The 23,361-nt window shown below is 66.2% G+C and carries 25 protein-coding genes and 1 tRNA gene; 12 read left to right on the top strand and 14 right to left on the bottom strand.

Going from position 1 to position 23,361, the window contains the following annotated elements:
* Nucleotides 1–52 precede the first annotated feature (52 nt).
* Nucleotides 53–952: a glycoside hydrolase family 130 protein gene (locus tag AC1RPL_RS07110; protein WP_493068547.1), complete on the bottom strand. Its 900-nt coding sequence runs from the start codon at nt 950–952 to the stop codon at nt 53–55.
* Entirely contained in the window at nt 952–1,731 is a 780-nt protein-coding gene (locus AC1RPL_RS07105) for an SDR family NAD(P)-dependent oxidoreductase (RefSeq protein ID WP_493068546.1), read from the bottom strand. The genes AC1RPL_RS07110 and AC1RPL_RS07105 overlap by 1 nt, the downstream gene beginning before the upstream one ends.
* A gap of 153 nt (nt 1,732–1,884) precedes the next feature.
* Between AC1RPL_RS07105 and AC1RPL_RS07100 the strand changes: the two genes are divergently transcribed.
* Together AC1RPL_RS07100 and AC1RPL_RS07095 are read left to right on the top strand one after the other, a co-directional pair.
* On the top strand, nt 1,885–2,592 hold the full coding sequence (locus AC1RPL_RS07100; RefSeq protein ID WP_493068545.1) for a site-2 protease family protein: 708 nt from the start codon (nt 1,885–1,887) through the stop codon (nt 2,590–2,592).
* A 10-nt stretch (nt 2,593–2,602) separates the two neighbouring features.
* The gene (locus AC1RPL_RS07095; RefSeq protein WP_493068544.1) at nt 2,603–3,085 is read left to right on the top strand and encodes a hypothetical protein; all 483 of its coding nucleotides are present in this window, start codon (nt 2,603–2,605) and stop codon (nt 3,083–3,085) included.
* 30 nt (nt 3,086–3,115) lie between these two features.
* On the opposite strand, the gene AC1RPL_RS07090 is transcribed toward AC1RPL_RS07095, so the two are convergent.
* The 4 genes from AC1RPL_RS07090 to AC1RPL_RS07075 form a co-directional block, all read right to left on the bottom strand.
* Nucleotides 3,116–3,484 (bottom strand): hypothetical protein, encoded by a 369-nt coding sequence (locus AC1RPL_RS07090; protein WP_493068543.1) that lies wholly within the window; start codon nt 3,482–3,484, stop codon nt 3,116–3,118.
* A gap of 9 nt (nt 3,485–3,493) precedes the next feature.
* Complete coding sequence (locus tag AC1RPL_RS07085; protein WP_493068542.1) at nt 3,494–3,967, bottom strand: hypothetical protein; 474 nt, start codon at nt 3,965–3,967, stop codon at nt 3,494–3,496.
* Nucleotides 3,968–4,162: 195 nt separating this feature from the next.
* Nucleotides 4,163–5,575: a type I glutamate--ammonia ligase gene (gene glnA / locus AC1RPL_RS07080; protein ID WP_493068541.1), complete on the bottom strand. Its 1,413-nt coding sequence runs from the start codon at nt 5,573–5,575 to the stop codon at nt 4,163–4,165.
* Between the two features lie 93 nt (nt 5,576–5,668).
* The gene (locus AC1RPL_RS07075; protein ID WP_180147861.1) at nt 5,669–6,007 is read right to left on the bottom strand and encodes a P-II family nitrogen regulator; all 339 of its coding nucleotides are present in this window, start codon (nt 6,005–6,007) and stop codon (nt 5,669–5,671) included.
* Between the two features lie 327 nt (nt 6,008–6,334).
* Here AC1RPL_RS07075 and AC1RPL_RS07070 point away from each other — a divergent pair, with 327 nt between their 5' ends.
* Nucleotides 6,335–6,514: a hypothetical protein gene (locus tag AC1RPL_RS07070; RefSeq protein WP_493068540.1), complete on the top strand. Its 180-nt coding sequence runs from the start codon at nt 6,335–6,337 to the stop codon at nt 6,512–6,514.
* Between the two features lie 355 nt (nt 6,515–6,869).
* On the opposite strand, the gene map is transcribed toward AC1RPL_RS07070, so the two are convergent.
* Complete coding sequence (map, locus tag AC1RPL_RS07065; protein WP_493068539.1) at nt 6,870–7,694, bottom strand: type I methionyl aminopeptidase; 825 nt, start codon at nt 7,692–7,694, stop codon at nt 6,870–6,872.
* Between the two features lie 83 nt (nt 7,695–7,777).
* Here map and AC1RPL_RS07060 point away from each other — a divergent pair, with 83 nt between their 5' ends.
* A complete protein-coding gene (locus tag AC1RPL_RS07060) occupies nt 7,778–8,533 on the top strand; it encodes a competence/damage-inducible protein A (protein WP_493069098.1) in 756 nt (251 codons plus the stop codon).
* 17 nt (nt 8,534–8,550) lie between these two features.
* Nucleotides 8,551–9,846, top strand: a complete 1,296-nt coding sequence (locus AC1RPL_RS07055) for an APC family permease (protein WP_493068538.1) — start codon at nt 8,551–8,553, stop codon at nt 9,844–9,846.
* Here AC1RPL_RS07055 and AC1RPL_RS07050 read toward each other — a convergent pair.
* On the bottom strand, nt 9,808–11,397 hold the full coding sequence (locus AC1RPL_RS07050) for a phytoene desaturase family protein (protein ID WP_493068537.1): 1,590 nt from the start codon (nt 11,395–11,397) through the stop codon (nt 9,808–9,810). The two genes, AC1RPL_RS07055 and AC1RPL_RS07050, sit on opposite strands and share 39 nt — an antisense overlap.
* A 117-nt stretch (nt 11,398–11,514) precedes the next feature.
* On the opposite strand from AC1RPL_RS07050, the gene AC1RPL_RS07045 reads away from it, so the two are divergent.
* Complete coding sequence (locus tag AC1RPL_RS07045) at nt 11,515–11,847, top strand: hypothetical protein (protein WP_493068536.1); 333 nt, start codon at nt 11,515–11,517, stop codon at nt 11,845–11,847.
* Between the two features lie 50 nt (nt 11,848–11,897).
* On the opposite strand, the gene AC1RPL_RS07040 is transcribed toward AC1RPL_RS07045, so the two are convergent.
* Nucleotides 11,898–12,749, bottom strand: coding sequence for an ABC transporter permease (locus AC1RPL_RS07040; RefSeq protein ID WP_493068535.1), 852 nt, complete (start codon nt 12,747–12,749; stop codon nt 11,898–11,900).
* Nucleotides 12,742–13,662: an ABC transporter ATP-binding protein gene (locus AC1RPL_RS07035; protein ID WP_493068534.1), complete on the bottom strand. Its 921-nt coding sequence runs from the start codon at nt 13,660–13,662 to the stop codon at nt 12,742–12,744. The genes AC1RPL_RS07040 and AC1RPL_RS07035 overlap by 8 nt, the downstream gene beginning before the upstream one ends.
* Before the next feature lie 93 nt (nt 13,663–13,755).
* Here AC1RPL_RS07035 and lspA point away from each other — a divergent pair, with 93 nt between their 5' ends.
* Complete coding sequence (lspA, locus tag AC1RPL_RS07030; protein WP_493068533.1) at nt 13,756–14,256, top strand: signal peptidase II; 501 nt, start codon at nt 13,756–13,758, stop codon at nt 14,254–14,256.
* A gap of 3 nt (nt 14,257–14,259) precedes the next feature.
* Here the strand turns inward: lspA and AC1RPL_RS07025 are convergent, their stop codons facing one another.
* Nucleotides 14,260–15,645 carry a M20/M25/M40 family metallo-hydrolase gene (locus AC1RPL_RS07025; RefSeq protein ID WP_493068532.1) on the bottom strand — a complete coding sequence of 462 codons (1,386 nt, stop codon included), beginning with the start codon at nt 15,643–15,645 and terminating at the stop codon, nt 14,260–14,262.
* A 102-nt stretch (nt 15,646–15,747) separates the two neighbouring features.
* Between AC1RPL_RS07025 and AC1RPL_RS07020 the strand changes: the two genes are divergently transcribed.
* The 4 genes from AC1RPL_RS07020 to AC1RPL_RS07005 all read left to right on the top strand — a co-directional run bounded on the left by AC1RPL_RS07020 (nt 15,748) and on the right by AC1RPL_RS07005 (nt 18,923).
* Nucleotides 15,748–15,821 (top strand) — tRNA-Gly (locus AC1RPL_RS07020).
* Nucleotides 15,822–15,859: 38 nt separating this feature from the next.
* Nucleotides 15,860–17,311, top strand: coding sequence for a DUF5597 domain-containing protein (locus AC1RPL_RS07015; RefSeq protein ID WP_493068531.1), 1,452 nt, complete (start codon nt 15,860–15,862; stop codon nt 17,309–17,311).
* 32 nt (nt 17,312–17,343) lie between these two features.
* A complete protein-coding gene (locus AC1RPL_RS07010) occupies nt 17,344–18,180 on the top strand; it encodes a diacylglycerol/lipid kinase family protein (RefSeq protein ID WP_493068530.1) in 837 nt (278 codons plus the stop codon).
* Nucleotides 18,177–18,923, top strand: coding sequence for a metallophosphoesterase family protein (locus tag AC1RPL_RS07005; RefSeq protein ID WP_493068529.1), 747 nt, complete (start codon nt 18,177–18,179; stop codon nt 18,921–18,923). Before AC1RPL_RS07010 ends, AC1RPL_RS07005 begins: the two co-directional genes overlap by 4 nt.
* Here the strand turns inward: AC1RPL_RS07005 and AC1RPL_RS07000 are convergent, their stop codons facing one another.
* The 3 genes from AC1RPL_RS07000 to AC1RPL_RS06990 form a co-directional block, all read right to left on the bottom strand.
* Nucleotides 18,924–19,304, bottom strand: coding sequence for a bleomycin resistance protein (locus AC1RPL_RS07000; RefSeq protein WP_493068528.1), 381 nt, complete (start codon nt 19,302–19,304; stop codon nt 18,924–18,926).
* Between the two features lie 158 nt (nt 19,305–19,462).
* Nucleotides 19,463–20,842 carry a DUF1501 domain-containing protein gene (locus tag AC1RPL_RS06995; protein WP_493068527.1) on the bottom strand — a complete coding sequence of 460 codons (1,380 nt, stop codon included), beginning with the start codon at nt 20,840–20,842 and terminating at the stop codon, nt 19,463–19,465.
* 11 nt (nt 20,843–20,853) lie between these two features.
* On the bottom strand, nt 20,854–22,548 hold the full coding sequence (locus tag AC1RPL_RS06990) for a DUF1800 domain-containing protein (protein WP_493068526.1): 1,695 nt from the start codon (nt 22,546–22,548) through the stop codon (nt 20,854–20,856).
* Between the two features lie 245 nt (nt 22,549–22,793).
* Here AC1RPL_RS06990 and AC1RPL_RS06985 point away from each other — a divergent pair, with 245 nt between their 5' ends.
* On the top strand, nt 22,794–23,354 hold the full coding sequence (locus AC1RPL_RS06985) for a GbsR/MarR family transcriptional regulator (protein WP_493068525.1): 561 nt from the start codon (nt 22,794–22,796) through the stop codon (nt 23,352–23,354).
* The last annotated feature ends 7 nt before the right edge of the window (nt 23,355–23,361 follow it).

Here is a 23,361-nt window from a genome sequence, read left to right as displayed (position 1 = left end):
CGGGTGATGCAGTGCGCTATCACACCGCGTGGCCGACCGGCAATCGGCGCGGCTAGAAGGCGAAACGGCGGATATGCGCCCGCGCCAGCCGGGCATCGGCGAGCGAATAATAGAGGATCGCGGCGTCGCCATGCGCGACGACCGAGGCCGCGAACGCGATGTCGGTCATCCCGCGTTCGGGCTGGGGCGGCGGCGCGATCAGCGGCTCGATGCAGCGATCGACGACGCGGGTATAATCGGCATCGAAGGCGATCCAGCCGATCCGCCAGCGCGCATCCTGGGTCGCGCCATTGTAGAACATCACCGGCCGGTCCTTGTCGGTGGTGAACAGGGGACCGGTCGAAAGGTGCCAGCTGTCCCAGCGGTCCTCGCGCACACTGAACGGGTGGGGCTGTTCCTGCCAGGGGCCGCGCGCACCCTCGCCGATCGCGACGCCGATGCGAGAGGCGTCGGCTTGCGCATATTCGTAGAACAACCGCCAGCCGCCGTCCGGCGTGCGGTCGACGCTCGCTTCCTTGGTGTTGCCGGCGCTCTTGCTCGAGTCGAGCGCGATGCCGCATTTGGTGAGGTGATGGACGTCCGGGCCCTGGGCGAGCATCAGCCGGCCGGTCGAATGATCGGCATCGACGCCGGTATAATAGACCAGCACGTGGTCGCCATCGATCACCAGCGTCGGATCCTCGCACCCGCCGATATCGAGCGCATCCGGTCCCGGAGCGATCACCGGCGCATCGTCGAGCTTGAAGTGTAGCCCGTCTGTGCTCCCGGCATACCAGATGCTGCCGGTGTGGAAGTCCCGCGCATCCACGGGCGGCACGATGCGCAGCAACATGCCATAGCCGCCGCCGGCGAGGCCCCAGACATAGGGGCTCATCAGCGCGTGCCCGGCAAGCGCGTCCGGCCGGTCGAGCGTGACCGCCTCGATCCTTTCGACAGTGAAATCGAGACCCATCAGGCGCCTTGTGCGAGCAGGAGGGAGAGGGCGCCGTCGATCGTCAGCGTGGCGCCGTTGATGTAGCGCGCTTGCGGCGAGGCGAGGAAGGCGACCAGCGCGCCGACTTCCTCGGGCTTGCCGGCACGGCCCGCGGGGATATTGGCTTCGAGCGCGTTGCGATAGCCGGCGTCCGCGACCGCGCGGGCATTCATCGGCGTGAGGATCATGCCGGGCGCGACGCTGTTGACGGTGATGCCGTGCGGCGCCTCTTCCAACGCCATCGTTTCGGTGAGCGCCTTCACCCCGGCCTTGGCCGCGCAATAATCCGCGCCGCCGGCCCGCACGTCGACCGCGTGGATCGACGAGATGTTGACGATGCTGCCGCCGTGCCCGCGCGCATGCGCCTCTCGGACGAAGCGCCGCGAGGTGAGGAATACGCCGTCGAGATCGGTCCGCAGCATGCGCTGCCACTGCGCGAGCGCCATCTCGGCGACGGGGGCGCCCGACATGTTGAGCCCGGCCGAATTGACGAGGCAATCGAGCGGGCCGATCGCGGCGATCGCGGCGCCGAACGCTGCCTCCACCGCGACTTCGTCGCCGACATCGGCTTGTACACAGGCCGCGCGCAGTCCGGCGTCGGTGATGCTTTTTGCGGTCTCCGCCGCGGCGGCCGCGTCGCGATGATAGAGGATGGCGACGTCGCGGCCGGCGCGGGCGAGTGCGATGGCACTGGCTCGGCCGATCCCGGATTCGCCGCCGGTCACCAATGCCGCTCTGAAGTTTCCCGCGTCTTCCACGCTCGGCTAAACCAGTGCCCTGGCAATTGGCTCCGTTACAAATAAGTCATGAAGCGGCTTCCAAAGCGGGGCAGTGCCGCTTATCCAATCCGCCACTAACGCGGACTCTACGGGGGGTAATGTGTCGCGCGGTTCCAACCTGGCGGTGCGCTGATGGGCACCGCGCTCGTCGCCATCTTCACGCTGTTCAAGCTCGGCAAGCTTGGCGGCACGTTGCTTACCATGATCGTGTCGATCGCGATCTACGCCTCGGTGTTCGGCTGGGCCTATGCGCTGGGCTTTGTCGGGCTGCTGCTCGTCCATGAGATGGGGCATTTCCTTGCCGCGAAGCAGCGCGGGCTGCCGGTGAGCGCGCCCACTTTCATTCCCTTTGTCGGCGCCTGGATCGAGCTGAAGGACCAGCCGATGGACGTCGAGACCGAGGCCTATGTCGCGGTGGCCGGGCCGCTGATGGGCACGGCGGGCGCGATCCTCGTCTATTTCTGGGCGCGGGCGACCGAGAGCGACCTGCTGCTCGCGGTGTCGTACAGCGGCTTCTTCCTCAACTTCTTCAACCTGATCCCGCTCTCGCCGCTGGATGGCGGGCGGATCACTGCGATCCTGAGCCCGCGCATCTGGTTCATCGGCGTGCCGATGATGCTGGCGCTGATGCTGTGGCGGCCGAGCCCGCTGCTGTTCCTGATCGCGCTTCTCGCCTTTCCCGCGCTCAAGCAGGCGTGGAACTACGATCCGAAGGCGCCCGAGAACCAAGCCTATTACAGCGCCTCGGGCGAGACCAAGCTTCAATATGCGATCATCTATCTGGGGCTTGCCGCATTCCTGGCGGTGATGACCGAGCTGACGCACGACATGATTCAATAAGGGGGAACACATGACCGATACGACGATCGAGCCGCCCGAGTTCGAGACGATGAGCCATGACGAGGCGATCGCGCAGTTGCGCGCGCAGCAGAATTTCCCGCTGGCCGTGGCCGCGGGTCTTGCCGCGGCGATCGTCGGCGCGGTGCTGTGGGCGCTGGTGGTCTATGTCACCAACTATTCGACCGGGCTGATGGCGATCGTGGTCGGCGCGCTGGTCGGCTATGCGGTGCGCGCCGCGGGCAAGGGCGTGGACCAGCAATTCGGGTTCCTGGGCGCGGCGTGCGCGGCGCTCGGCTGGGTCCTGGGCACGGCGCTGGCCGACGTCGCGATCTTCGCCAAGCTGGGCAATGTCGAAGTCATCGACGTGGCCGGCCAGCTCGGCATGAGCGGCACCGCGGAACTGTTCATGGCCGCCGCCGACCCGATGGACCTGCTCTTCCTCGCGATCGCAGTCTGGGAAGGCTATAAGTTCGCGTTCCGCTACCGGCTCTGAGCCGGGGGCCCGCCGCCGGGCGCCGTCCGCTCAGAGATTGAGCGGCGGCGTTGCCGGCAGGAGATTGTCGGGCACGCCCGCGCCGGTCAGGATGGTGCGGACGCCGCCCCAGAGCGCGCCGGCAATCGCGTTCCAAGCCGCCTCGATCGTTATCGCCGATAGCTGGACAACGGCCTTGGCTGCGTTCTGGGCATTGGCCTGCAGCCCTTGCAGGAAGAAGTCGAACAGCGCGTCATCGTCCTTGAGCGATCCCGTCGCGCGCGAGGTGGCGATGTTCTCTGCCTGCTTGGCGAGCAGATTGCCCTGGTTCTGCACGAAGCTGCTGATGGTCGAATAGCCCTGGCCCAACTCGCCCTTCAGCGCGGTGACCATGTCGGCCAATATGTCCTGACTGTTCATGGCGGCCCCCTATCGCTTCAGTGCATTTTCGACAGCGAGCGCCTGGGCGATCGCCGGGTCGTAGCCGCCGCGGAACAGGGTGACGATGTCCGGCTGGAGGCCGGTGGCCTTGTGCGTGTCTCGCATCCGGCGGAGGTTGACGAGCACCTGCGCCAGGCTGGACGGGGTGACGTTGACGCAGGAGGTGGCATCGGCGCCCGTCCCGCAGACCTTCTCGACCAGCTTGAGTTGAGAGAGCCGCCTGGCCAGCGGCGGGATCTGCCGGGCCATCGCCTGCTGGCGCAGCGCATCGAACTGGCCGATCAGCGCGGCATAGCGGCTGTCATAGGCATCGAATTTCGAGGCCGGCGAGCCCGTCTCCAGTTCGGCGAACAGTGTCAGCGTCTGGGTGTTCGCCTGGTCCAGCCCCTGGACCAGGGCAGGATCATAGGCTGGTGCCAGCTGGATCGTGCAGGCCGCGAGCACGAACACCCACAGCAGCATTGTTCGCTTCAAGATTGCCGGAACCATGTCGTTCCTCCCCAACTACTACGCGACTGATCACAAGCAAGGGGCGGAGGGAAGCGAAACTTCGGCCAATTCAGCGCAATCGGGCGCACATCCGGATACGAAAAAGCGGATACGAAAACGCCCGGACCTTCTGGCCCGGGCGCTTCGTTTCTGGTCTGTCCGAAAGGATCAGGCCGAATAATACATGTCGTATTCGACCGGGGACGGGGTCATTTCCCAGCGGGCGACGTCGCCGCGCTTGATCTCGACATAGGCCGCGATCTGGTCCTTGGTGAAAACGTCGCCCTTGAGCAGGAAGTCCATATCGGCTTCCAGGCTGTCGAGCGCTTCACGCAGCGAACCGCACACGGTCGGGACCTGCTCGAGCTCTGCCGGCGGCAGGTCGTACAGGTTCTTGTCCATCGGATCGCCTGGGTGGATCTTGTTCTGGATGCCGTCCAGGCCGGCCATCAGTAGCGCTGCATAGCAGAGATACGGATTGGCCAGCGCGTCCGGGAAGCGGAACTCGACGCGCTTCGCCTTGGTGCCCGCACCGTACGGGATGCGGCACGAAGCCGAGCGGTTGCGCGACGAATAGGCGAGCAGCACGGGAGCTTCATAGCCCGGCACCAGGCGCTTGTAGCTGTTGGTGGTCGGGTTGGTGAAGGCGTTGAGCGCCTTGGCGTGCTTGATCACGCCGCCGATGAAGTACAGGCACGCGTCCGACAGGCCGGCATAGCCATTGCCCGCGAAGGTGTTGGCGCCCTTTTCCCAGATCGAGATGTGGGTGTGCATGCCCGAGCCGTTATCTTCCTTGATCGGCTTCGGCATGAAGGTCGCAGTCTTGCCATAGGCATGCGCGACCTGATGCACGACGTACTTGTAGATCTGCATGCGGTCGGCGGTCTGGACGAGCGTGCCATAGGTCAGGCCGAGCTCGTGCTGTGCGGCGGCGACTTCGTGGTGGTGCTTGTCGCAGGGCAGGCCCATTTCGAGCATCGTGGCGACCATCTCGCCGCGGATGTCGACGGCGCTGTCGACCGGCGCGACGGGGAAATAGCCGCCCTTGGCGCGCGGACGGTGGCCGAGATTGCCGGCCTCGTATTCCTTGCCCGAATTGCCCGGCAGTTCGATGTCGTCGATCGCGTAATAGCTGGTCGAGTAGCTGTTCTCGAAGCGGACGTCGTCGAACATGAAGAACTCGGCCTCGGGGCCGACATAGACGGTATCGCCGATGCCGAGCGACTGGAGGTAGGCCTCCGAACGCTTGGCGGTCGAGCGCGGGTCGCGCGAATAGAGCTCGCCGGTCGAGGGCTCGACGATGTCGCAGACCAGGATCAGCATCGGGGTGGCCGAGAACGGATCGATCCACACCGCGTCCAGATCCGGCTTCAGGATCATGTCGGACTCGTTGATCGCCTTCCAGCCTTCGATCGACGAACCGTCGAACATCAGGCCATCGGTCAGCTCGTCGTCACCGATCACCGAAGCGACCATGGTGAGGTGCTGCCACTTGCCCTTGGGGTCGGTGAAACGCAGATCGATCCATTCGATCTCGTTTTCCTTGACCATCTTCAGAACGTCGCTGGCCGAATTCGCCATTGTTAAGCCCTTTCGCTCTCTTTCGTTGACCCGACGAATCGGGAAATAAAATTGCCCCGTAAGCGCGCTACATCGACTCGATGTTGCGCTGCGTCAAATCGCGTTTTCGTTGCGCTCGCCGGTGCGGATGCGCAGCGCCGTCTCGACGGGGATCACGAAGATCTTGCCGTCGCCGATCCGGCCGGTCTGCGCCGCAGCGGCGACCGCTTCGACCACGCGGTCGGCAAGCGCGTCCTCCACGACGACCTCGAGCTTCACCTTGGGGAGGAAGTCCACGACATATTCGGCTCCGCGATAGAGCTCGGTATGACCCTTCTGACGGCCGAAGCCCTTGGCTTCAGTGACGGTGATGCCGGAGACGCCCACTTCGTGGAGCGCTTCCTTCACTTCGTCGAGCTTGAACGGCTTGATGATCGCTTCGATCTTTTTCACGGTTTCCCCCGAGGCACATGAGGCTTGCCTATCCGCGCGTCTGGCAAGGTTCGTGCCATGCGGAGAGTCGGCGTTCCCTCTCGGTTGCACGCCGGGCGCGGCTTTAACAAGTGCCTATCCTTTAGGCAGCGCGATGCGCGGTGCCGGATTTGGGGGCAGCGGCGACGTTGCGGAAGCGCAACGAATGACCTGCCAGTCTGTTTGGGAACCCGAGGGCGAGGCCGGACGTTGCATGCGCCAGCGCAAGCGGGATGAAGCATGCAGGTTCTGCCAATGGATGTGCCCGCCGAATTGCACCGGCGGGGGAGTGAGCTGGCTGGGGGTGACGTGATCGTCGCCACGGGGCCGCTCGTCATCATGGCGCACGGTCTGCTTGCGCTCGCCCCGGCGGAACGCGCCGCGTTCTGGATAGATTGCGAAGCGGGCGCCCTGGATGCGGCCGAGGCAGAAGAACAGTTGCAGGGCTGGGCGCAATTGCCGCACTGGAGTGCGACAGTCCTAAAGTAAATATCATAATTTATGTTAATAATCGGTGCTGCCTGCTGTGAAGAATAGCATCCGTTTTGACATATACCCTTGCTAAACGCGATTGACTCACTCCGAAATATGGAGATTTTCGGAGATATAGTTCGACTCGGTCCGCACTTTACTGTGGTGGCCGTGAGACCCCCCGGCGGCGGTAAGGCCCACTCCTCCACCCGCCGCTCGCGCCCGCCCGGCTCCCATCGCCGTTGGCGGGCGCATCCGGTTCGGGGAGGTCGGCTCGAGCGCGCATGACCAGCACGCGCTGCCGCGCGTGACTTCGTTATGGGCTAGACCAGGCATTCGCCCGGGAACAGGAAGGGTGGCTGGCGCCGCCCGCTCAATAAGGCGGGTGGTCGAGTCCCTTGGGGCTCTTGGTGAAGATCTCGCAGCCGTCTTCCGTGATGCCGATCGAGTGCTCGAACTGCGCCGAGAGCGAGCGGTCGCGGGTCACCGCCGTCCAGCCATCTTCGAGCAACTTCACGTCGGCGCGGCCGATATTGATCATCGGCTCGACGGTGAAGAACATGCCGGGGCGCAGCTCCGGGCCGGTGCCGGGGCGGCCGACATGGACGACTTCGGGCGCGTCGTGGAAGATCTGGCCGAGGCCATGGCCGCAGAAATCGCGGACCACGCCGTAGCGATGCTTCTCGGCATGCCGCTGGATCGCATGCGCCACATCGCCGAGATGGTTGCCCGGCCTGGCCTGTTCGAGGCCGAGCATCAGGCACTCATAAGTGACATCGACCAGGCGGCGCGCCTTGATCGGCACGTCGCCGACCAGGAACATGCGGCTGGTGTCGCCGTGCCAGCCATCGAGCATCGGCGTCACGTCGATATTGACGATGTCGCCGTCCTTCAGCGTCTTCTCGCTCGGGATGCCGTGGCAGACGACATGGTTGATCGAGATGCAGCAGCTGTGCGTGTAGCCGCGATAGCCGAGCGTTGCCGGCACGCCGCCGGCGGCGACGCTCATCTGGCGGACGATGTCGTCGAGTTCGGCCGTGGTGACGCCCGGCACGACATGGGGCACGAGCGCATCGAGGATCTCGGCGCCGAGTCGCCCGGCGCGGCGCATGCCTTCGAAGCCTTCGGGGCCATGGAGCTTGATCGCGCCATCGCGCGCCTTGGGGCTGTCGGCGGTTACGGTCACATATTCGGTCATCGGGGCGATATAGGCCGGTCGTCCGAGTTTTTCGAGAGGCAGAAATGCTAGGCGTGGGCTCGGCTTGTGGCTATGCCGGGACCATGGGCGAGCGCATCTGGACGGCAGGGCTGGTGGTGATCGGCGACGAGATCCTCTCGGGCCGCACGCAGGACAAGAACATCGCCCAGATCGCGACCTGGCTGAACGTGCAGGGCATCCGGCTTTCCGAAGTGCGGGTGGTGCCCGATGTCGAGGGCCGGATCGTCGAGGCGGTGAACGCGCTGCGCACCGGATATGATTATTGCTTCACTACAGGCGGGATCGGGCCGACGCATGACGACATCACCGTCGATGCGATCGCCGTGGCGCTGGGCGTCGGCGTGGTGATCCACCCTGAGGCGCGCGCGATCCTGGAGCGCTATTACGAGCCGCGCGGCGGCCTGACCGATGCGCGGCTGCGCATGGCGCGAGTGCCCGAGGGCGCCGAGCTGATCCCCAATCGCATGTCCGGCGCGCCGGGCATCCGGGTGGGTAATCTCTTCATCCTCGCCGGCGTGCCGCATATCACCGCGGGCATGCTCGATGCGCTGACCGGCACGCTGGAGGGCGGCCGTCCGGTGTTGTCGCGCACGATCGGGTCCTGGGCGGCGGAGAGCGAGATCGCCGACATGCTCGGCGCGACCGAGCGCGCCCATGAAGGCGTAGCGATCGGCAGCTATCCTTTCTTCCGCGACGGAAAGACCGGCGCGAATTTCGTGGTACGGGCGACCGATCAGGCCGTGCTCGATGCCTGTGCGGAAGCGCTTGCCAGCGGTTTGCGTGATATGGGGCTGGAGGCCGTCGAAGGCGGGATCTGAACTTTCCGGGGGGAAGCATGACGAACATGACGCGACGGCCATTCGGCTTCTGGACGGCGACGGCACTCGTCATCGGCAACATGATCGGCTCGGGCTTCTTCGCGCTGCCGGCGCAGCTCGCGCCCTTCGGGCTCACCAGCATCGCCGCCTGGATTGCCGCCATTGCGGGGTCGCTGGCGCTGGCATGGGTGATCGCGAGCCTGTCGAGGACAATGCCCGAAGCGACCGGAACGCTGGCGATCTGCGCCAAGGCGCTTGGCCCGCTGCCGGGCATGCTGATCGGCTGGAGCATGTGGGTCGGCATCTGGTCCGCAAATGCCTTCATCGCGCTGACGGCGGTGCGCTATCTCGCGGTGTTCTGGCCGGCGCTCGCCGCTTCCTCGCTCAGCCTGGTGCTCGGTGCGGTGGCGTTGCTGTGGCTGATCACCTTGCTCAATTTGCGTGGCGCGCCGGCGGCGGGCCGGTTCCAGGTGGTGACGACGTTGGTCAAGCTGGTGCCGATGGCGGCGATCATCCTGCTGCTCGCCCAACTCGGCCTGGGCGGCAATCTCGCCCTCGACGCGCACCCGCACGCCCCTTTCGATGCCAGGCAGCTGGCGCCCGCGGTGACGATGGCGTTCTTCGCGATGGTCGGCTTCGAATGCGCGGGCATGGCGGCCGAGCGGGTGCGCGATCCTGGGCGCACCGTCAGCCGCGCGACGCTGACCGGCGTCGGCGTGACCGGGCTGCTCTACCTGATCGCGTGCTCGGGGATCATCTTCGCGATGCCGCAGGAAGTGATCGCAGGCGCCAACGCGCCGGTCGCGCTGTTCGTCGAGACGTTCTGGGGCCGCTGGGCCGGGCTGGCGGTCGCCGGGTTCGCCGCGGTGGCGGCGATCGGCGCGCTCAATGGCTGGGTGCTGCTCCAGGGCGAAGCGCCGCTCGGCATGGCGCGCGCGGGGGTGATCCCGGCGGCGATCGGGCGGACCAGCAGGCGCGACGTGCCGGTTGGCGCCTTGCTTGCCTCCACTGCGCTGGCGAGCGTGCTGATCCTCAGCAACGTCTCGCGCGACACTTCGGCGATCTACGACTTCATGCTGCGCGTCACGACGGCGGCGACCCTGTGGTTCTATGCAGGGGCCTGCGTCTCGGCGCTGGTCCTCGGCGTGGCACGACCCGCGGCGCTGGCCGGGCTGGCCTTCGCGCTCTGGGCGATCTGGGGCGCGGGATATGAGGCGATCGGGTGGAGCCTGTTGCTGATGGCGACGGCGATCCCGCTCTATCTGATGCGTGGATCAGCGCAGCAGGCGGCCGAGCAAGCTCCGGTCGCGTAGGATCTCGTGCGCGGCATTGTGGCCCGGCGCGCCGGTGACGCCGCCGCCGGGATGGGTGCCCGCGCCGCACATGTAGAGTCCCTGGATCGGGCCGCGATAGTCGCCATGGCCCAGTACCGGGCGCGCGGCCCAGAGCTGATCGAGCGACATGTGCCCGTGCATGATGTCGCCGCCGACCAGCCCGAACTTGCGCTCGAGATCGAGCGGGGAGTGGATCTGGCGGGCGATCACCGATGCCTTGAAGTTCGGCGCGTGCCTGGTGACCGTGTCGATGACCCGATCGGCGGCGGCCTCGCGGTGTTCGTCCCAGTCGAGGCCGGGCGCGAATTGCTGGCAGAACAGCGCGGCGACATGTTGGCCGGCCGGGGCGAGGCTGTCGTCCACGGTAGAGGGGATGGTCATCTCGACGATCGGCTCGTCGGACATGCCGTGCACCTTCGCGCTGGTATAGGCGCAGTCCATGTAATCCAGGGTCGGGCAGATCATGATGCCGGCGGTGTGATGCTCGCCGGTGCCGGGTAGCACCGTGAAGTCGGGCAGCTCGGACAGCGCGACGTTCATCCGGAAGGTGCCCGAGCTGGCCTTGTAGCCGTCGATCCGCCGCGCGAAGTCGGCGGGCATGTCGCTGCGCTCGACGAGCTGGCGGTAGAGCAGGGCGGGCCCGACATTGGCGGCGACGGTCTTGGCCGCGATTTCCTCGCCGCTCTCCAGCCGGACGCCGGCGACCTTGCCGCCATCGACCAGCAGGCGGACGACCGGCGCCTCCAGGCTGATCTCGACCCCGGCCTCGACACACGCCTCGGCCATCGCCTGCGTGATCGCGCCCATGCCGCCGATCGAATGGCCCCAGGCGCCCTTCTTGCCGTTCACTTCGCCGAAGACGTGGTGGAGCAGCACATAGGCGCTACCGGGCGTGTCGGGGCTGGCATAGTTGCCGACGACCGCGTCGAAGCCGAACGCCGCCTTGATATAGTCGTTCTCGAACCAGCCATCGAGGAAGTCGCGCGCCGACTTGACGAACAGGTCCATCGTGTCGCGCTGCGCCTCGATGCCCATGCTCGCCAGCTTGCGGCCCTGCGCGGCAGCGGCGAGCAAGGCGCGGATGCCGCCGCCGGCATTGGGTGGGGTCCTGAGCGCCATGTCGCGCAGCACTTGCGCCACGCGCTCCAGCGCTTCCTCGTAGCGCGGGAAGGCCGCGGCGTCCTTTGCCGAGAAACGGGCGAACTCGGCGCGGGTGCGTTCGTGCCCGCCGCCCAGCTTCAGGTATCCGCCCTCGTGCGGCAGGAAGTTGGAGATCTGCCGCTCGACCACGCGCCAGCCGCGCGCGTGGAGCTTCATGTCGGCGATCACCTTGGGGCGCAGCAGGCTGACGGTGTAGCTTGCGGTGGAATTGCGAAAGCCGGGGTGGAATTCCTCGGTCACCGCCGCACCGCCGACCAGGTGACGGCGCTCGAGAACGCGGACCTTCAGTCCGGCACGCGCGAGGTAGAAGGCGCAGACCAGGCCGTTATGCCCACCGCCGATGATCAGGGCGTCGTATCTGGCGGTCACCTTGGTCTCCCTTGGTCTGGTCAGGGCTTACAAAGCCGCCGTTCCGGACGCGACCCATTTTGCGAAGGTCGCCTTATGCGTTAGGCTGGCCAGCGATCCATGTTCCGGAGGACATCATTGCCTCGACTTACGCTTTGGCGGCGCCTTACCGGAGGCTGGGCCGAGCAGACCGAAAATGCCGCCGCTGCCAATCCCAATCAGCAGCTTGTCCTGCGCAATAGCGGCGCCGAGCCGTTGGAAATCATGGTAGAAATCAACCCCGACAGATATGTGCTGCAGCCTGGGTCGCAGATGATCATCGAAGCCGATCTCCGCGGGGCACCCTTCGATATCACACCCTATCATCTCGGCATGCAAATCTACCCTGGCAACGCGTATGAACCGACGGTCACCATAGACGGAGTGGTGGTCGAACCCGATTGGGACATGCCGGCGCAGAACTCCAGATAGGACGCGCGTGCTTTCCGGCGATGTTACCCTTGCCTTGGAGCCCGCTGCCGTCAGTTGAGATCCTGCCGCAGGAAACGCACCTGCGTGGCCGCACCCGCCGCGAGGATCCACGCCGCAATCACGGCGAAGGACATGCCCCAGGACATGGACATGATCGTGTCGGGCGCAAGCGGCATCATCAGGCCGGCGCCCTTCGCCCAGGCGGCAAGATTGGCCAGGTGATAGAAGGGCAGCACCTTGACCAGTCCGGCGGTCAGCGCCGGCGCATATTGATAGAAGAACATGCCGATCAACGGCCACAATCCTTCGATCACGACAAGTGCGATCGACAGGATCACCGTGGCGAGGATCGACTGGGTGAGGATCGCGAACAGCCCGGCAAAGGCGATCGTATAGAGGATCGGGATCAGCGCATGCGTGGCCGCGTGCCAATGCGCCTGGGCGACGGCGCCCAGCGTCACGCCGGCGGGAATCCTGTCGCCCTCGAACGATCCCAGCCAGCTGCCGATCAGCGTGATCAGGTCGGCGGCGATGAAGGCGAGCATCAGGAAGCCAAGCGCCACGACCCATTTCGCTGCGATCAACTGCCAGCGCGCGCGGGCCGGGATGATCAGCTTCCAGGTGTTCCAGCCATATTCGCCGGCGAACACCACCGCGGCAAAGCCCGCGATCAGGAAGCGCCCCGGCGGCGAGGTCGGGACTTTCCAGAGCATGGTGCTGTCCTTGATCCACTCGGCGGCGGGCTCGATCGGCCCCGGCACGCCGCTGCGCACCCGGAATGCGCCATAGAGGAGCACGCCGATAATGATCAGCGCGAAGACGATCGGATAGGCCCAGACCATCATCCAGGTCGCCCGGTGGCGGCGAAGCTTCAGCGCCTCGGCAAGGACGGCGTCAAGCATCGGTGTCCCTCGTCATGTTCAGGAAGATTTCCTCGAGGCTCTGATCGTCGGGCCCGACGCGGAAGACCTCGGCCTTGGCCTCGACCAGCGCACGCACGATAGCCGGTGCCTCGGCACGGCTCGCCTGCACCTTGAGGCTGTCCGCGGCCCGCTCGAACGGCCAGCGGTCCTTGAGTGCGGCAGCCGCGATGTCGAGCGGTTCCGCCTCGACGCGCAGCGCTTCGCCCTGGTCGAGGATTTCGCGGACACTGGCTTCGCGCAGCAGCTTGCCCTTGTGGACGATCGCCACCCGGTCGCAGATCTGCTCGACTTCGTGGAGCAGATGGCTGGACAGGAACACGGCCTTGCCGTCGGCGGCCAGGCCGCGCAGCAGCGTGCGCATGTCCTGGATGCCGGCGGCGTCCAGGCCGTTGGCCGGCTCGTCGAGGATCACCAGGTCGGGATCGTCGAGCAGTGCGGCGGCGACACCCAGCCGCTGCTTCATGCCCGTCGAATAGCCCTTCACCTTGCGCCTGGCGTCGCGTGCCAGGTCGACGCGCTCGAGCACCGCGTCGATGCGCGCGCCGTCGCTGCCCTGGGTCTTTGCCAGCACCCGCAGATTGTCGCGGCCGGAGAGGAAGGGGTAGAAGGTTCCGCCATCGACCAGCGAGCCGACGTGGCGCAGGGCCCTGGCGGAGACCGGCTCGCCGAACAGCAGGACATCGCCATCGCTCGGGCGGATCAGGCCGAGCGCCATGCGGATCGTCGTGCTCTTGCCCGCGCCATTGGGGCCAAGGAAGCCATAGACTTCGCCGCCGCGGACGCTGAGCGACACGTCATCGACCGCGCGCTTGCCGCCGGCGCCGCGGCCATAGGTCTTGCCGAGCGCTCGCAATTCGAGCGCGGGCGTGCCGCCAGGTTCGGTTATGGGCACTATGATCTTTCCCCCAGGCAGATTGATGCCGTTGGCAACGACTTGTGCACAAGCTCGTGTGTGTTAGCAAGATAGTACGCAAGGAGTTTGAGAATGACCGGGATCAACCCGCGTGCCGCCGGGCTGATCGCCGCGGCGGCCGCACTGACCATCGACCAGTTCCCCAAATGGGTCGTGGCCGGCCCGCTGGCGCTGCGGGATCGCGGGGTCGTCGAGCTCCTGCCGATCTTCAACCTGCGCTGGGAAGAGAATCACGGCGTTTCGATGAGCCTGCTCACCGCCGACGGATCGCTCGGCCGCTGGCTGCTCATTGTCCTGACCGGCGTGATCGCGCTGGGTGTCGGGGGGTGGCTGTGGCGCAATCGCAAGCCGCCCGAAGCGATCGGGCTCGGCCTGATCCTGGGTGGCGCGTTGGGCAATATCCTCGACCGGTTGCGATTCGGCTATGTCGTCGATTTCCTCGACCTGCACTTCGGCGCCTGGCGGCCGTTCCTGATCTTCAACACCGCGGACTGCGCGATCTCGATCGGCGTCGTGATCCTGCTGCTGCGCGCGTTGCTGGTCCGGGAAGGCGCGGCTGCCGCCGCTGCGTGATGCCTACTTCGTCAGGCCTTTGAGCAGCGCCTTGTAATACACGATCGACGGCGCGATCTCGCTGAGCGGAGTGCGTTCGTTCAGGCCATGGGCGAAGCTGTCCGAGCCCTTCATGAAGATCGGGCTGACCCCGTAGCTCGGCACGCCTTTGGCGCGGAACCACATCGAGTCGCTGGCGCCGGCGGACATCGCCGGGACGATCGGCACGCCGGGGAAGCGGGCATGGATGCCGTCGCTGACCAGCTTCAGCAGATCCGGGCGGAGCGGCGAGGCGGGGCTGGCGACGGTGCCGCTGTCGAGCGTCTTGAGCTTGAGCTCCGGGTCGGCGACGACCTTGGTGAGGGTTGCCGCGACGGCCTGAACCGAAGTGCCGGGAAAGATGCGGCAATTGATGTTGGCGGTCGCGCGCTGGGGCAGGGCGTTGGTGGCGTGGCCGGCCGTCACCATCGTCGCGACGCAGGTCGTGCCGGTCTGGCCGATCAGGCCGGGCTCCGAACGCAGCGTGGCGAGTGCCTTGGGGTCCTGCTGGTTGGCGAGGAAAGCGCGCATCGCCGTAGCCATCTGCGCGTCGGCGGTCTTGGCGCCTTCGAGGAAACCCGCGCGGGTGATGTCGTTGATCTCGCCGGGGAACTGGTAGGCCTCGATCTTCGCCAGCGCATGAGCGAGCGAGTAGATCGCGTTGCTCTTGCCCGGCGCGCTCGAATGGCCGCCCGGGTTGGTGAAGGTCAGCTCGTAATCGGCATAGGTCTTCTCGGCGCCCTGGAGGCCGAAGATCTCGGGCTTGCCATTCTCGTCGAGCCCGCCGCCGCCACCGTCGATGTTCAGCAGCATCTCGGCATCGTGATATTGCTCGGCCATCAGCATGGTGGTCTTCATGCTGGTCTCCTCGTCGCCCGAGGCGAGGAGGAGGATGTCGCGGGACGGCCGATAGCCCTCGCGCTTGAGCTGGATCAGCGTGGCGACCATCGTCGAGAGGTCGTACTTCATATCGGTCGCGCCGCGGCCGAAGATATAGCCGTTCTCGACGATCGGGGTGAAGGGATCGCGCGTCCAGTCCTCGGGCTTGGCCTCGACCACGTCCATATGGCCCGAGATGTAGATCGGCTTGGCGGCCTTGTCGGCACCTGGATAGCGGACGGCCATCCAGGCGGTGTCGCCGACTTTCTCGATGCGGATATCGGCCGCGTCGAAGCCGCCGGCGACGAGCTGCTGCTTCAGGTAATCGGCATAGTCCGGCGTCTGGTTGCCGGGCCCGGCGACGCTGCGGAAGGCGATGCCGCGCTTGAGCAGGTCGAGCGCTTGCGCTTCGGCCTGGGGGTTCTGCTGGGCGTGGGCCGCGGTGCCCGTGAACGCCATCGCGACAAGCGCCGCACCTGCAAGAACCCGCATTTTACCGTAACTCCTCATCTTGCGGTCACGCTAGCGGGTGCGGCATCGAGGTCAACGGTTGACCGCGGGGCCGGGGCTGTGGCAAGCGCCCGCTATACCCGAGCGGGTATGGTGAAATGGTATCACAGGAGCTTCCCAAGCTTCTAGCGCGGGTTCGATTCCCGCTACCCGCTCCACTTTCCCAACATCGTTAAATCAGACTATTGTGCGAGCCATGCTCCGCTGGCTCACTACGCTCGTCCTTTTCCTCGCAACGCCCGCGCTTGCCCAGGCGCCGCATCTGGATGGCGGGCAGCTGATCGTGGACGGCAAGCCGTTCCTGATCCGTGGGGGCGAATTGGGAAACAGTTCCGCCACCGACCGCGCCTGGCTGGCGCCGCACTGGCAGCGACTGAAGGCGCTGCACCTCAACACCGTGCTGGCGCCGGTGACCTGGGAAGCGATCGAGCCGCAGGAGGGCAGGTTCGACTTTTCCAGCCTGGACTGGCTGGTCGAGGATGCGCGGGCGAGCGACATGCGGCTGGTGCTGCTGTGGTTCGGAAGCTGGAAGAACAGCATGTCGACCTATGCGCCCGCCTGGGTGAAGCGCGACGGCAAGCGCTTCCCGCGCTCGACGGGCAAGGACGGGCAGCCACAGGATATCCTGTCGGTGTTCGGCAAGGCGACGCTGGATGCCGACGCGCGCGCCTTCGCGGCGGTGATGAAGCATCTCAAGGCGATCGACGGCGAGCGCCACACCGTGCTGATGGTGCAGGTCGAGAACGAGATCGGCTTCCTGCCCACCGCGCGCGAGCATGGGAGCCTGGCCGATACCGGCTTCGCCAAGTGGCAGGGCAGCGAAGAGGCGTTCACCGCCCACCATTATGCGCGCTGGGCTAATGCCGTCGCCGAGGCGGGCAAGCGCGAATACCGGCTGCCGATGTACGTCAACGGCGCGCAGGGGCGGCCGGGCAAGCTGCCTGGCGACTACCCCAGCGGCGGACCGCTCGCGCATCTGATGGCGGTGTGGAAGGCCGCCGCGCCGGCGATCGACATGCTCTCGCCCGATATCTACTTCCCCAATTTCGCCGGGATCGCCGATGGCTATGTCGTGCCGGGCAATCCGCTGTTCGTGCCCGAGGCGAACCAGGCGGGCGATCCGCGCGCGCCGGCCAATGCGATGCGGGTGATCGGCAAGCATGGCGCGATCGGGTTCAGCCCCTTCGCGATCGAGAATATCGCGGACAAGGATCGGCTCGGCGGCTTCTACGCGATGCTCGACCAGCTGACGCCGGCGCTGTTCGCTGCCAAGGCGCGCGACGGGTTCTCGCCGACCGTGAGCTTCGAGGGCACGGTCGACAGCAGCCCGCAGCTGGCCACGCTGGGCGGCTACAAGCTGACCGTGAACTTCGTTGACCCCTGGACGGCAAAGGACAAGCAGGAACCGGCCGAGCATGGCGGAATCGTCCTGTGGCTGGGCGGCGAGGATTATCTGGTCGCGGGCAGCGGGGTCACCGTGACGTTCGAGCCGCGGGTTGGGCTGGATTTCGTCGAGGAAGGCAGGTTCGTCGACGGCAAATGGGTGGCTGAGCGCAAGCTCAACGGGGACGAGACGCACCAGGGCCGCCATGTCCGCCTGCCGCCGGGGCAATTCGGCATCCAGAAGGTTCGGCTCTATCGCTATTGAGCCATTTCGATTCCGAAGCGTTACGAACCGGCATGGAAAAACTCTGGTTCATCACAAACCCCGGCTCGGGATCGACCACCAAGGCCAAGTGCGAGGCGCTTGAAGCGGTGTTCGAGGAGCGCGGGCTCGTGCTCGCCGGCCGCACCGAGTTCCCCGCGGAGGAGATTCCCGCTGGTGCGGACCTCGACCGCGACAAGGTGGACACGGTGGTATTGTTCGCCGGTGACGGGACGATCAACGCCGCGCTCTCCGCGCTCAAGGAATGGAAGGGCAGCTTCCTGATCCTGCCTGGCGGGACGATGAACCTGCTCGCCAAGAAGCTGCACGCGACGCTGGATCCCAAGGAGATCATCCACCTCGCGCAGGATGAGCAGACGCGGATCGCGCTCCCCTATGCGAAGGCGGGCGAGCATCGCGGCTTTGTCGGCCTGATCCTGGGGCCGGCCACGGCCTGGTCCCGCGCCCGCGAGGCGGCGCGCAAGGGCGCGATCAAGCGGCTGTTCCAGGCAGCGCATGTCGCGTGGGACCGCACCTTCGGCGGCCGCGGCATCCGCGTCGCCGGCGCGCCCGGGCTCACCAACCGCTACCAGGCCGTATTCGTGCGCCCCGAGGAGGGCGAGCTGCATGTCGCGGCAGTGGATGCGCGCGACTGGGGCTCGATCGTCCAGCTCGGCTGGGAATCTCTGACCGGCGACTGGGTCGCGGCGCGCGCGGTCAGCGAGAGCCTGACCGACAGGCTGATCCCCAGAGGGAACAAGCCGGTGCTCGCGCTGTTCGATGGCGAGCCGGTGTCGCTGGAGCCCGGTATGGCGATCGAGGCCGGCATGAGCCGCAAGGCCTTCATCGCGACGCGCGAGGAATTGGGATGACGAGGCTGTTCCATGTCAGCGACGTGCATTTCGGACGCGAGGACCGCGCCGCGGTCGACTGGTTCGGAGCACGGGTGAAGGAGGAAGAGCCCGACGCTATCGTGATGACCGGCGACCTGACGATGCAGGCGCGGGCGGGCGAGTTCGAGGCGGCGGCCAAATGGCTGCAGGGGCTCGGCCGGCCGGTTACGGTGGAAGTCGGCAATCACGACCTGCCCTATTTCAACCTCTGGGCGCGGTTCGTGACGCCGTACAAGCGCTATCAGGCGCTCGAGCAGATGATCGAGAAGCCGCTCGACGTGAAGGGCGTTGCGGTGGTGCCGCTAAAGACCACGGCGCGTTTCCAGTGGCGGCTCAACTGGTCGAAGGGGCATGTCAGCACGCGCGCGCTGCAGGAATCGCTGGCTTTGGTCGAGGCGGTGCCCAAGGGCGGCCTGGTGTTCGTCGCGTGCCATCATCCGCTGGTGGAGGGCGGTACGCGAATGTCTTCCCAAACGCATCGCGGGCCCGAGGCGCTGGACGCGCTGGCCCAGGCGGGGGCGCATGCCGTGCTCACCGGCCATGTCCATGACCCATTCGACATCGAGCAGCAGGTCGGCGAGCGCACGGTGCGGTTGATCGGGGCCGGGACCCTGTCCGAGCGGGTGCGCGCCCATCCGCCGTCGTTCAACGAGATCACGGTGGAAGGCGCAAGCTTCTCGACCAAGGCACGGTTCATGGGCGAGGGGAGCGTGGCGCTTTAGCTATCGCTTCGAGATGTCCTGCCCGTACACCAGCAGGTTCCCGTCCGGTGCCACCACCATCAGCTCGCGCTGGCCGTACATCTGGTCGATCGGGCCGTAGATATCGCCGTCGCCCAGCAGCGAGGCCTTGGGCTTCAGCTCCTCGCACACAGCGTCCAGGTCTTCGACATCGATATAATAGCAGAAGCGGCGGTTGCCCGGCGGGGAGCCGTCGTCGCCGATATTCTCCAGCAGGCGGAAGGCCGCGGCCTCGCGCTGGACATAGGCATAGTTGGACGTACGGAAATGCAGCGTGAAGCCCAGCACTTCGGTGAAGAACCATATGGCCTTCTCGATGTCCGGCACGTGCATGAACGGCGTGATGCGGTAGAGATTGGCCATCGTTCTGCCCCTGCGTGAAGGCGCGCCCATTACCGGGGCGGAACGATAGCGCAATCCAGATACGCAGTTAAGCGCGGGGGAACGATCTTGTGAAGGATCGTCCCTCTCGTTCGACATCCCCGCTTTCGCGGGGATGTCGATCAACGAAGAGTTTTCACCTAGGTCCTGAACAACCCCAGCGGTGCGCGGCCCGCGGTGCTCCAGGTCGACCAGTTGGGGAAGACATAGGGCATGTCGGCATCGCTGACGCCGTGCCAGCGGGCGATCGCGCCGATATATTCCTCCTGCGAGACGGCGGGGACGAAGCGGCCCTCGCTGCTCACATCGGTCGCGCCGCCAAGCACAGGGTCAGGATAGGCGCCGAAGATGCCGCCGGGCGTGACGTTGCCACCCATCACTAGGTGGTTGCCCCCCCAGGCATGGTCGGTGCCGTTCTGGGCATTGCCGCGATAGGTGCGGCCGAAGTCGCTCATCGTGAAGCTGGTGACGTTCTCGGCCATGCCGATCGACTGCATCGCACGGTGGAAGCCGGCCAGCGCCATGGCGAGATCGCCGAGCAGATTGGCGTGGACGCCCGTATCGTTGTTGCCGCCGTTGGTCTGGCCCGAATGATTGTCGAAGCCGCCCTGGCTGACGAAGAAGGTCTGGCGGCCATGGCCGAGCGAGCCGCGCGCATCGATCATGCGGGCGACGCGCATCAGCTGGCGCGCGACGTCGCTGGTCAGCGCGGCGCCGGTGGTCGGATTGACGAAATAGCCGTCGAGCGAGCTGGCTGCCGAGATGATACCGTTGGCGGTGGTCGCCTGGGCATAGCTGCCGTTGATGTCGCGGGCGCTCGCTTCGGACAAATCGCCCAGGCCCGTCGCCGACGAGAAGGTGCCGAGCGCATTGTTCTTGGCGGTGTTGGCGGCGCTCGTGCCGGTCGAATAGCCCGATCGGCTGAGCGTGCCGGTAGAGGGCAGCACCAGCGCCGAGCTGGTCTTGCCGATCACTGCCAGGTTCGAGCCGGCGATCGAGATCATCGATGGGACGGCGCTGACGCCCATCTTGTCGGTGAGGCGGCCCATGAAGCCGTCGGTCGCGAAATCGCGCGCGCGCAGGCCCTGCCAGTGCGCCTGCTCGTCCGAATGGCTGAGCAGGTTCATCGGGCGCAGATCGGCGCGCGACTGATAGGTCGCCTTGGTCAGCGGCGCGTAGAGCGTGCCGGCGTTGAGCACCAGGCCCAGGCTACCCTCGTCCCAGATCGGGCGGAGGGCGGCCATTGCCGGGTGGAGCGCATAGGGCGCACCGGTAAGCGAGGTGAGCTGGCTCGCCTTGATGCCCACGGTACCGCGTGACGCCAGATACTGGGCGTGCCGGGCGTCGGTGGGGATCACCATGTTCCAGCTGTCATTGCCGCCGAACAGGAACACGCCGACCATGGCGCGGTAGCTGCCGTTCGGGGCGGCCATGGCGGTGGTGCGGCCGAGCTGGCCGATGGCGGCCATTGCGCCGGCGCCGGCAGTGACCTTCATGAAGTCGCGTCGGGAAAAAGTCATGGTCCAGTTCCTCAGCGGTCGACCAGGAACATCGGGCTCGAAGCCGCGACGTAGAGCATCATCTGGGCACGCTTGCGCGCCTGGATATTTGCATCGGCGTTGGTGATCGGGGTGGCGGCTGCCTTGAGCGCGTCCTTCTGCGCCTGGCTCAGCGTGTTCGCGAACAGCGTCAGGTCGATCCGCGAGACCATTGCGTCGAGATCGGCGCCATAGGCTTCCCAGGTCGCCCACAAGGGTTGCGTGAGCGAGGACATGGGCAGGCCGGAATCGAGCGCATATTCGCTGCGATTGGCGTCTCCCGAGATCGTCCAGTCATAGACGAAATTGTGCCAGCGCAGCACGTTGGAAGTGTTGAGCAACTTCGAAGCCGGGCTCTTCAGCGTTGCCGAGCCCGGCAGCGGGAAGTCGTCCGGATAGAAGTTGAACACCGAGGGCGAGCGGAAGACGGGCTGGCCCAGGCTGGTGTCGCGGGTGCTGAACACATAGCCGTCGCTCGCGAAGCCGATGGCGCGGGCGAGCGCCGTCATCAGCAGCACCGGCTCCTTGAGCTTGCCGCTGGTGCTGGTCGGCGCGTTGCGCGCCTCGGCGTCGAGCAGGATCGCGCGGACCACCGCCTTCATGTCGCCGCGCTTGCCGCTGCCATTGTCGGCGAACACCGCGGCGACGCGGCCGATATAGGCCGGGCTCGGGTTGGCGGTGACGAGATGCACGATCATGTGGCGCGCGACGAAGGGCGCGGTCGAGGCGTTGTTGAACGCGGCATCGACCACGGCGGCGACGCTGGCCTCCTGGGTGGCACCGGCGCCGACGCTAGTGCCGAGAAAGCTCTTCTGCGTCGTATCGTAGCGCGCCGTGACCTGGATCATCGGCTGCGAATAATCACGGGCATTTCCATCGGTAATCGCCGCGCCGCCGACCCGGGCATAGGTCCAGCCGGTCAGCGCCTTGGCAACGCCCTTGATGTCGTCGGTCGCGTAGTTGGGGATGGCGGCGGCGGCGCTGTCGCGCTTCAGGCTGCCGTCCATGTTGAGCTGGTCCGGGCCCATCGAGAAGAGCTGGAGCAGCTCGCGGGCGTAATTCTCCGACGGGCCCGACTTGTTGCTGTCGGCCATGTCGAGATAGTCGCCCATATACCCGCTCATCGTCACCTGGCTGAGGATGTCGCGGTAATTGCCGAAGGCGTTGGCGAGGAGGATCTGGTTGAACGCGGCGATGCCGGCGGTGGAGTTCACCTCGGTCTCGGACGCGACGACCATCTGGCCGAGCGCGAAGGCCACGCGCTGGCGCAGCTGGTCCGATCCGGCGACGGCATTGGCGTAGAAGCGCATCGCCACCGGCGTGCGGCTGAAATGCGCGCGGTTGCAGACCGTATCGGTGCTCACGCAGAAATCGCGGCGGACCTCGACGGCGAGATCGGCATAGGTGCTGGACGAGGCGGCGAGCTGTTCGTCCACCCAGGCCGTGGCGCCGATCGCCTTGATCCGCGAGACAAGATCGGGCGTCGCGCCGAAGCTCGCCTGCTTGGCGAGGCGTGCGGCGTCGCCGTCGGTGAACACTACCGGCGTGGGCGTGGGGCTGGGCGCGGCGACCACGCCGCCACCACCGCCGCCGCTCGCGGACGAGCCGCCACCGCCGCCATCACAGCCCGCAAGCGCGAGCAGACCAAGCGCCGCGCCAAGCACGGCCATCCTACGTTGCTGGAACACCTGTAATCCCCCGCCGCTCGCGAAAAGCGCGATCTGCACGTCCTTGAATAATTTAGACGCAAATTCCGGACAACCTGCAGAAATACCTAAGGAAATCTTCATCGCGATTGCGCGCGGCGCAAACCCCGCCGCTCAGGCCGCTAGTTGCGCAGCCGCAACGGCAGGTTCGGCGGCAGGGCGCGCGGAATGCGCGACGGGACGTGAGACGCGTTGACATAAATGCATTCGCGTCTCATATTTCTGTTATGACAGAAATTACGGACAACGCAGTTCAGTTGCCGATCTCGGTGCGGCAGTTCGTGCTGCATTGGGGCGAGATGGGCGGACAATGGGGAGTGAACCGCTCGGTCGCGCAGATCCATGCGCTGCTCTACCTCTCCGACCGGCCGCTCAACGCCGAAGAGATCAGCGACACGCTGCGCATTGCGCGGAGCAACACCTCGAACAGCCTCAAGGAACTGCTCGGCTGGAAGCTGATCCGCCGGGTGCCGGTGATGGGCGACCGGCGCGACCACTATGAGGCCGAGGTCGACCTGATGCAGATGCTCACCCGCATCGCCCAGGGCCGCAAGGCGCGCGAGATCGATCCCGCGGTGGCGGCGCTGCGCATCTGTACCGAAGAGGCCCGGCGCGACGCCCGCATCTCGGACACCGCGCGCGGGCGGATCGAAGCGATGCAGGATTTCGTCACGACGATCGACGATTGGTACCAGCAGATGATGAGCGTGCCCCCCGGGCGGCTGATGACGCTGATCAAGCTCGGCAAGCGCATTCTGAGCTTCCTGCCGAAGGGCAAGGCCGAGTAGCGGAAAG

The organism is Sphingomonas sp. GW821-FHT12D09, from assembly GCF_058807215.1.
The sequence above is the reverse complement of the archived record's forward strand: the minus strand, read 5'-3'. Positions and strand labels throughout refer to the sequence as shown.

Coding starts and splice junctions, on each gene's coding strand:
- AC1RPL_RS07100 (WP_493068545.1), top strand. CDS start 1,885: ATGGGCACCGCGCTCGTCGCCATCTTCACGCTGTTCAAGCTCGGCAAG.
- AC1RPL_RS07015 (WP_493068531.1), top strand. CDS start 15,860: ATGCTCCGCTGGCTCACTACGCTCGTCCTTTTCCTCGCAACGCCCGCG.
- lspA (WP_493068533.1), top strand. CDS start 13,756: ATGACCGGGATCAACCCGCGTGCCGCCGGGCTGATCGCCGCGGCGGCC.
- AC1RPL_RS07025 (WP_493068532.1), bottom strand. CDS start 15,645: ATGCGGGTTCTTGCAGGTGCGGCGCTTGTCGCGATGGCGTTCACGGGC.
- AC1RPL_RS07085 (WP_493068542.1), bottom strand. CDS start 3,967: ATGCTGCTGTGGGTGTTCGTGCTCGCGGCCTGCACGATCCAGCTGGCA.
- AC1RPL_RS06995 (WP_493068527.1), bottom strand. CDS start 20,842: ATGACTTTTTCCCGACGCGACTTCATGAAGGTCACTGCCGGCGCCGGC.
- AC1RPL_RS07000 (WP_493068528.1), bottom strand. CDS start 19,304: ATGGCCAATCTCTACCGCATCACGCCGTTCATGCACGTGCCGGACATC.
- AC1RPL_RS07040 (WP_493068535.1), bottom strand. CDS start 12,749: ATGCTTGACGCCGTCCTTGCCGAGGCGCTGAAGCTTCGCCGCCACCGG.
- AC1RPL_RS07090 (WP_493068543.1), bottom strand. CDS start 3,484: ATGAACAGTCAGGACATATTGGCCGACATGGTCACCGCGCTGAAGGGC.
- glnA (WP_493068541.1), bottom strand. CDS start 5,575: ATGGCGAATTCGGCCAGCGACGTTCTGAAGATGGTCAAGGAAAACGAG.
- AC1RPL_RS07110 (WP_493068547.1), bottom strand. CDS start 952: ATGGGTCTCGATTTCACTGTCGAAAGGATCGAGGCGGTCACGCTCGAC.
- AC1RPL_RS07005 (WP_493068529.1), top strand. CDS start 18,177: ATGACGAGGCTGTTCCATGTCAGCGACGTGCATTTCGGACGCGAGGAC.
- AC1RPL_RS07010 (WP_493068530.1), top strand. CDS start 17,344: ATGGAAAAACTCTGGTTCATCACAAACCCCGGCTCGGGATCGACCACC.
- AC1RPL_RS07060 (WP_493069098.1), top strand. CDS start 7,778: ATGGGCGAGCGCATCTGGACGGCAGGGCTGGTGGTGATCGGCGACGAG.
- AC1RPL_RS07095 (WP_493068544.1), top strand. CDS start 2,603: ATGACCGATACGACGATCGAGCCGCCCGAGTTCGAGACGATGAGCCAT.
- map (WP_493068539.1), bottom strand. CDS start 7,694: ATGACCGAATATGTGACCGTAACCGCCGACAGCCCCAAGGCGCGCGAT.
- AC1RPL_RS07055 (WP_493068538.1), top strand. CDS start 8,551: ATGACGAACATGACGCGACGGCCATTCGGCTTCTGGACGGCGACGGCA.
- AC1RPL_RS06985 (WP_493068525.1), top strand. CDS start 22,794: ATGACAGAAATTACGGACAACGCAGTTCAGTTGCCGATCTCGGTGCGG.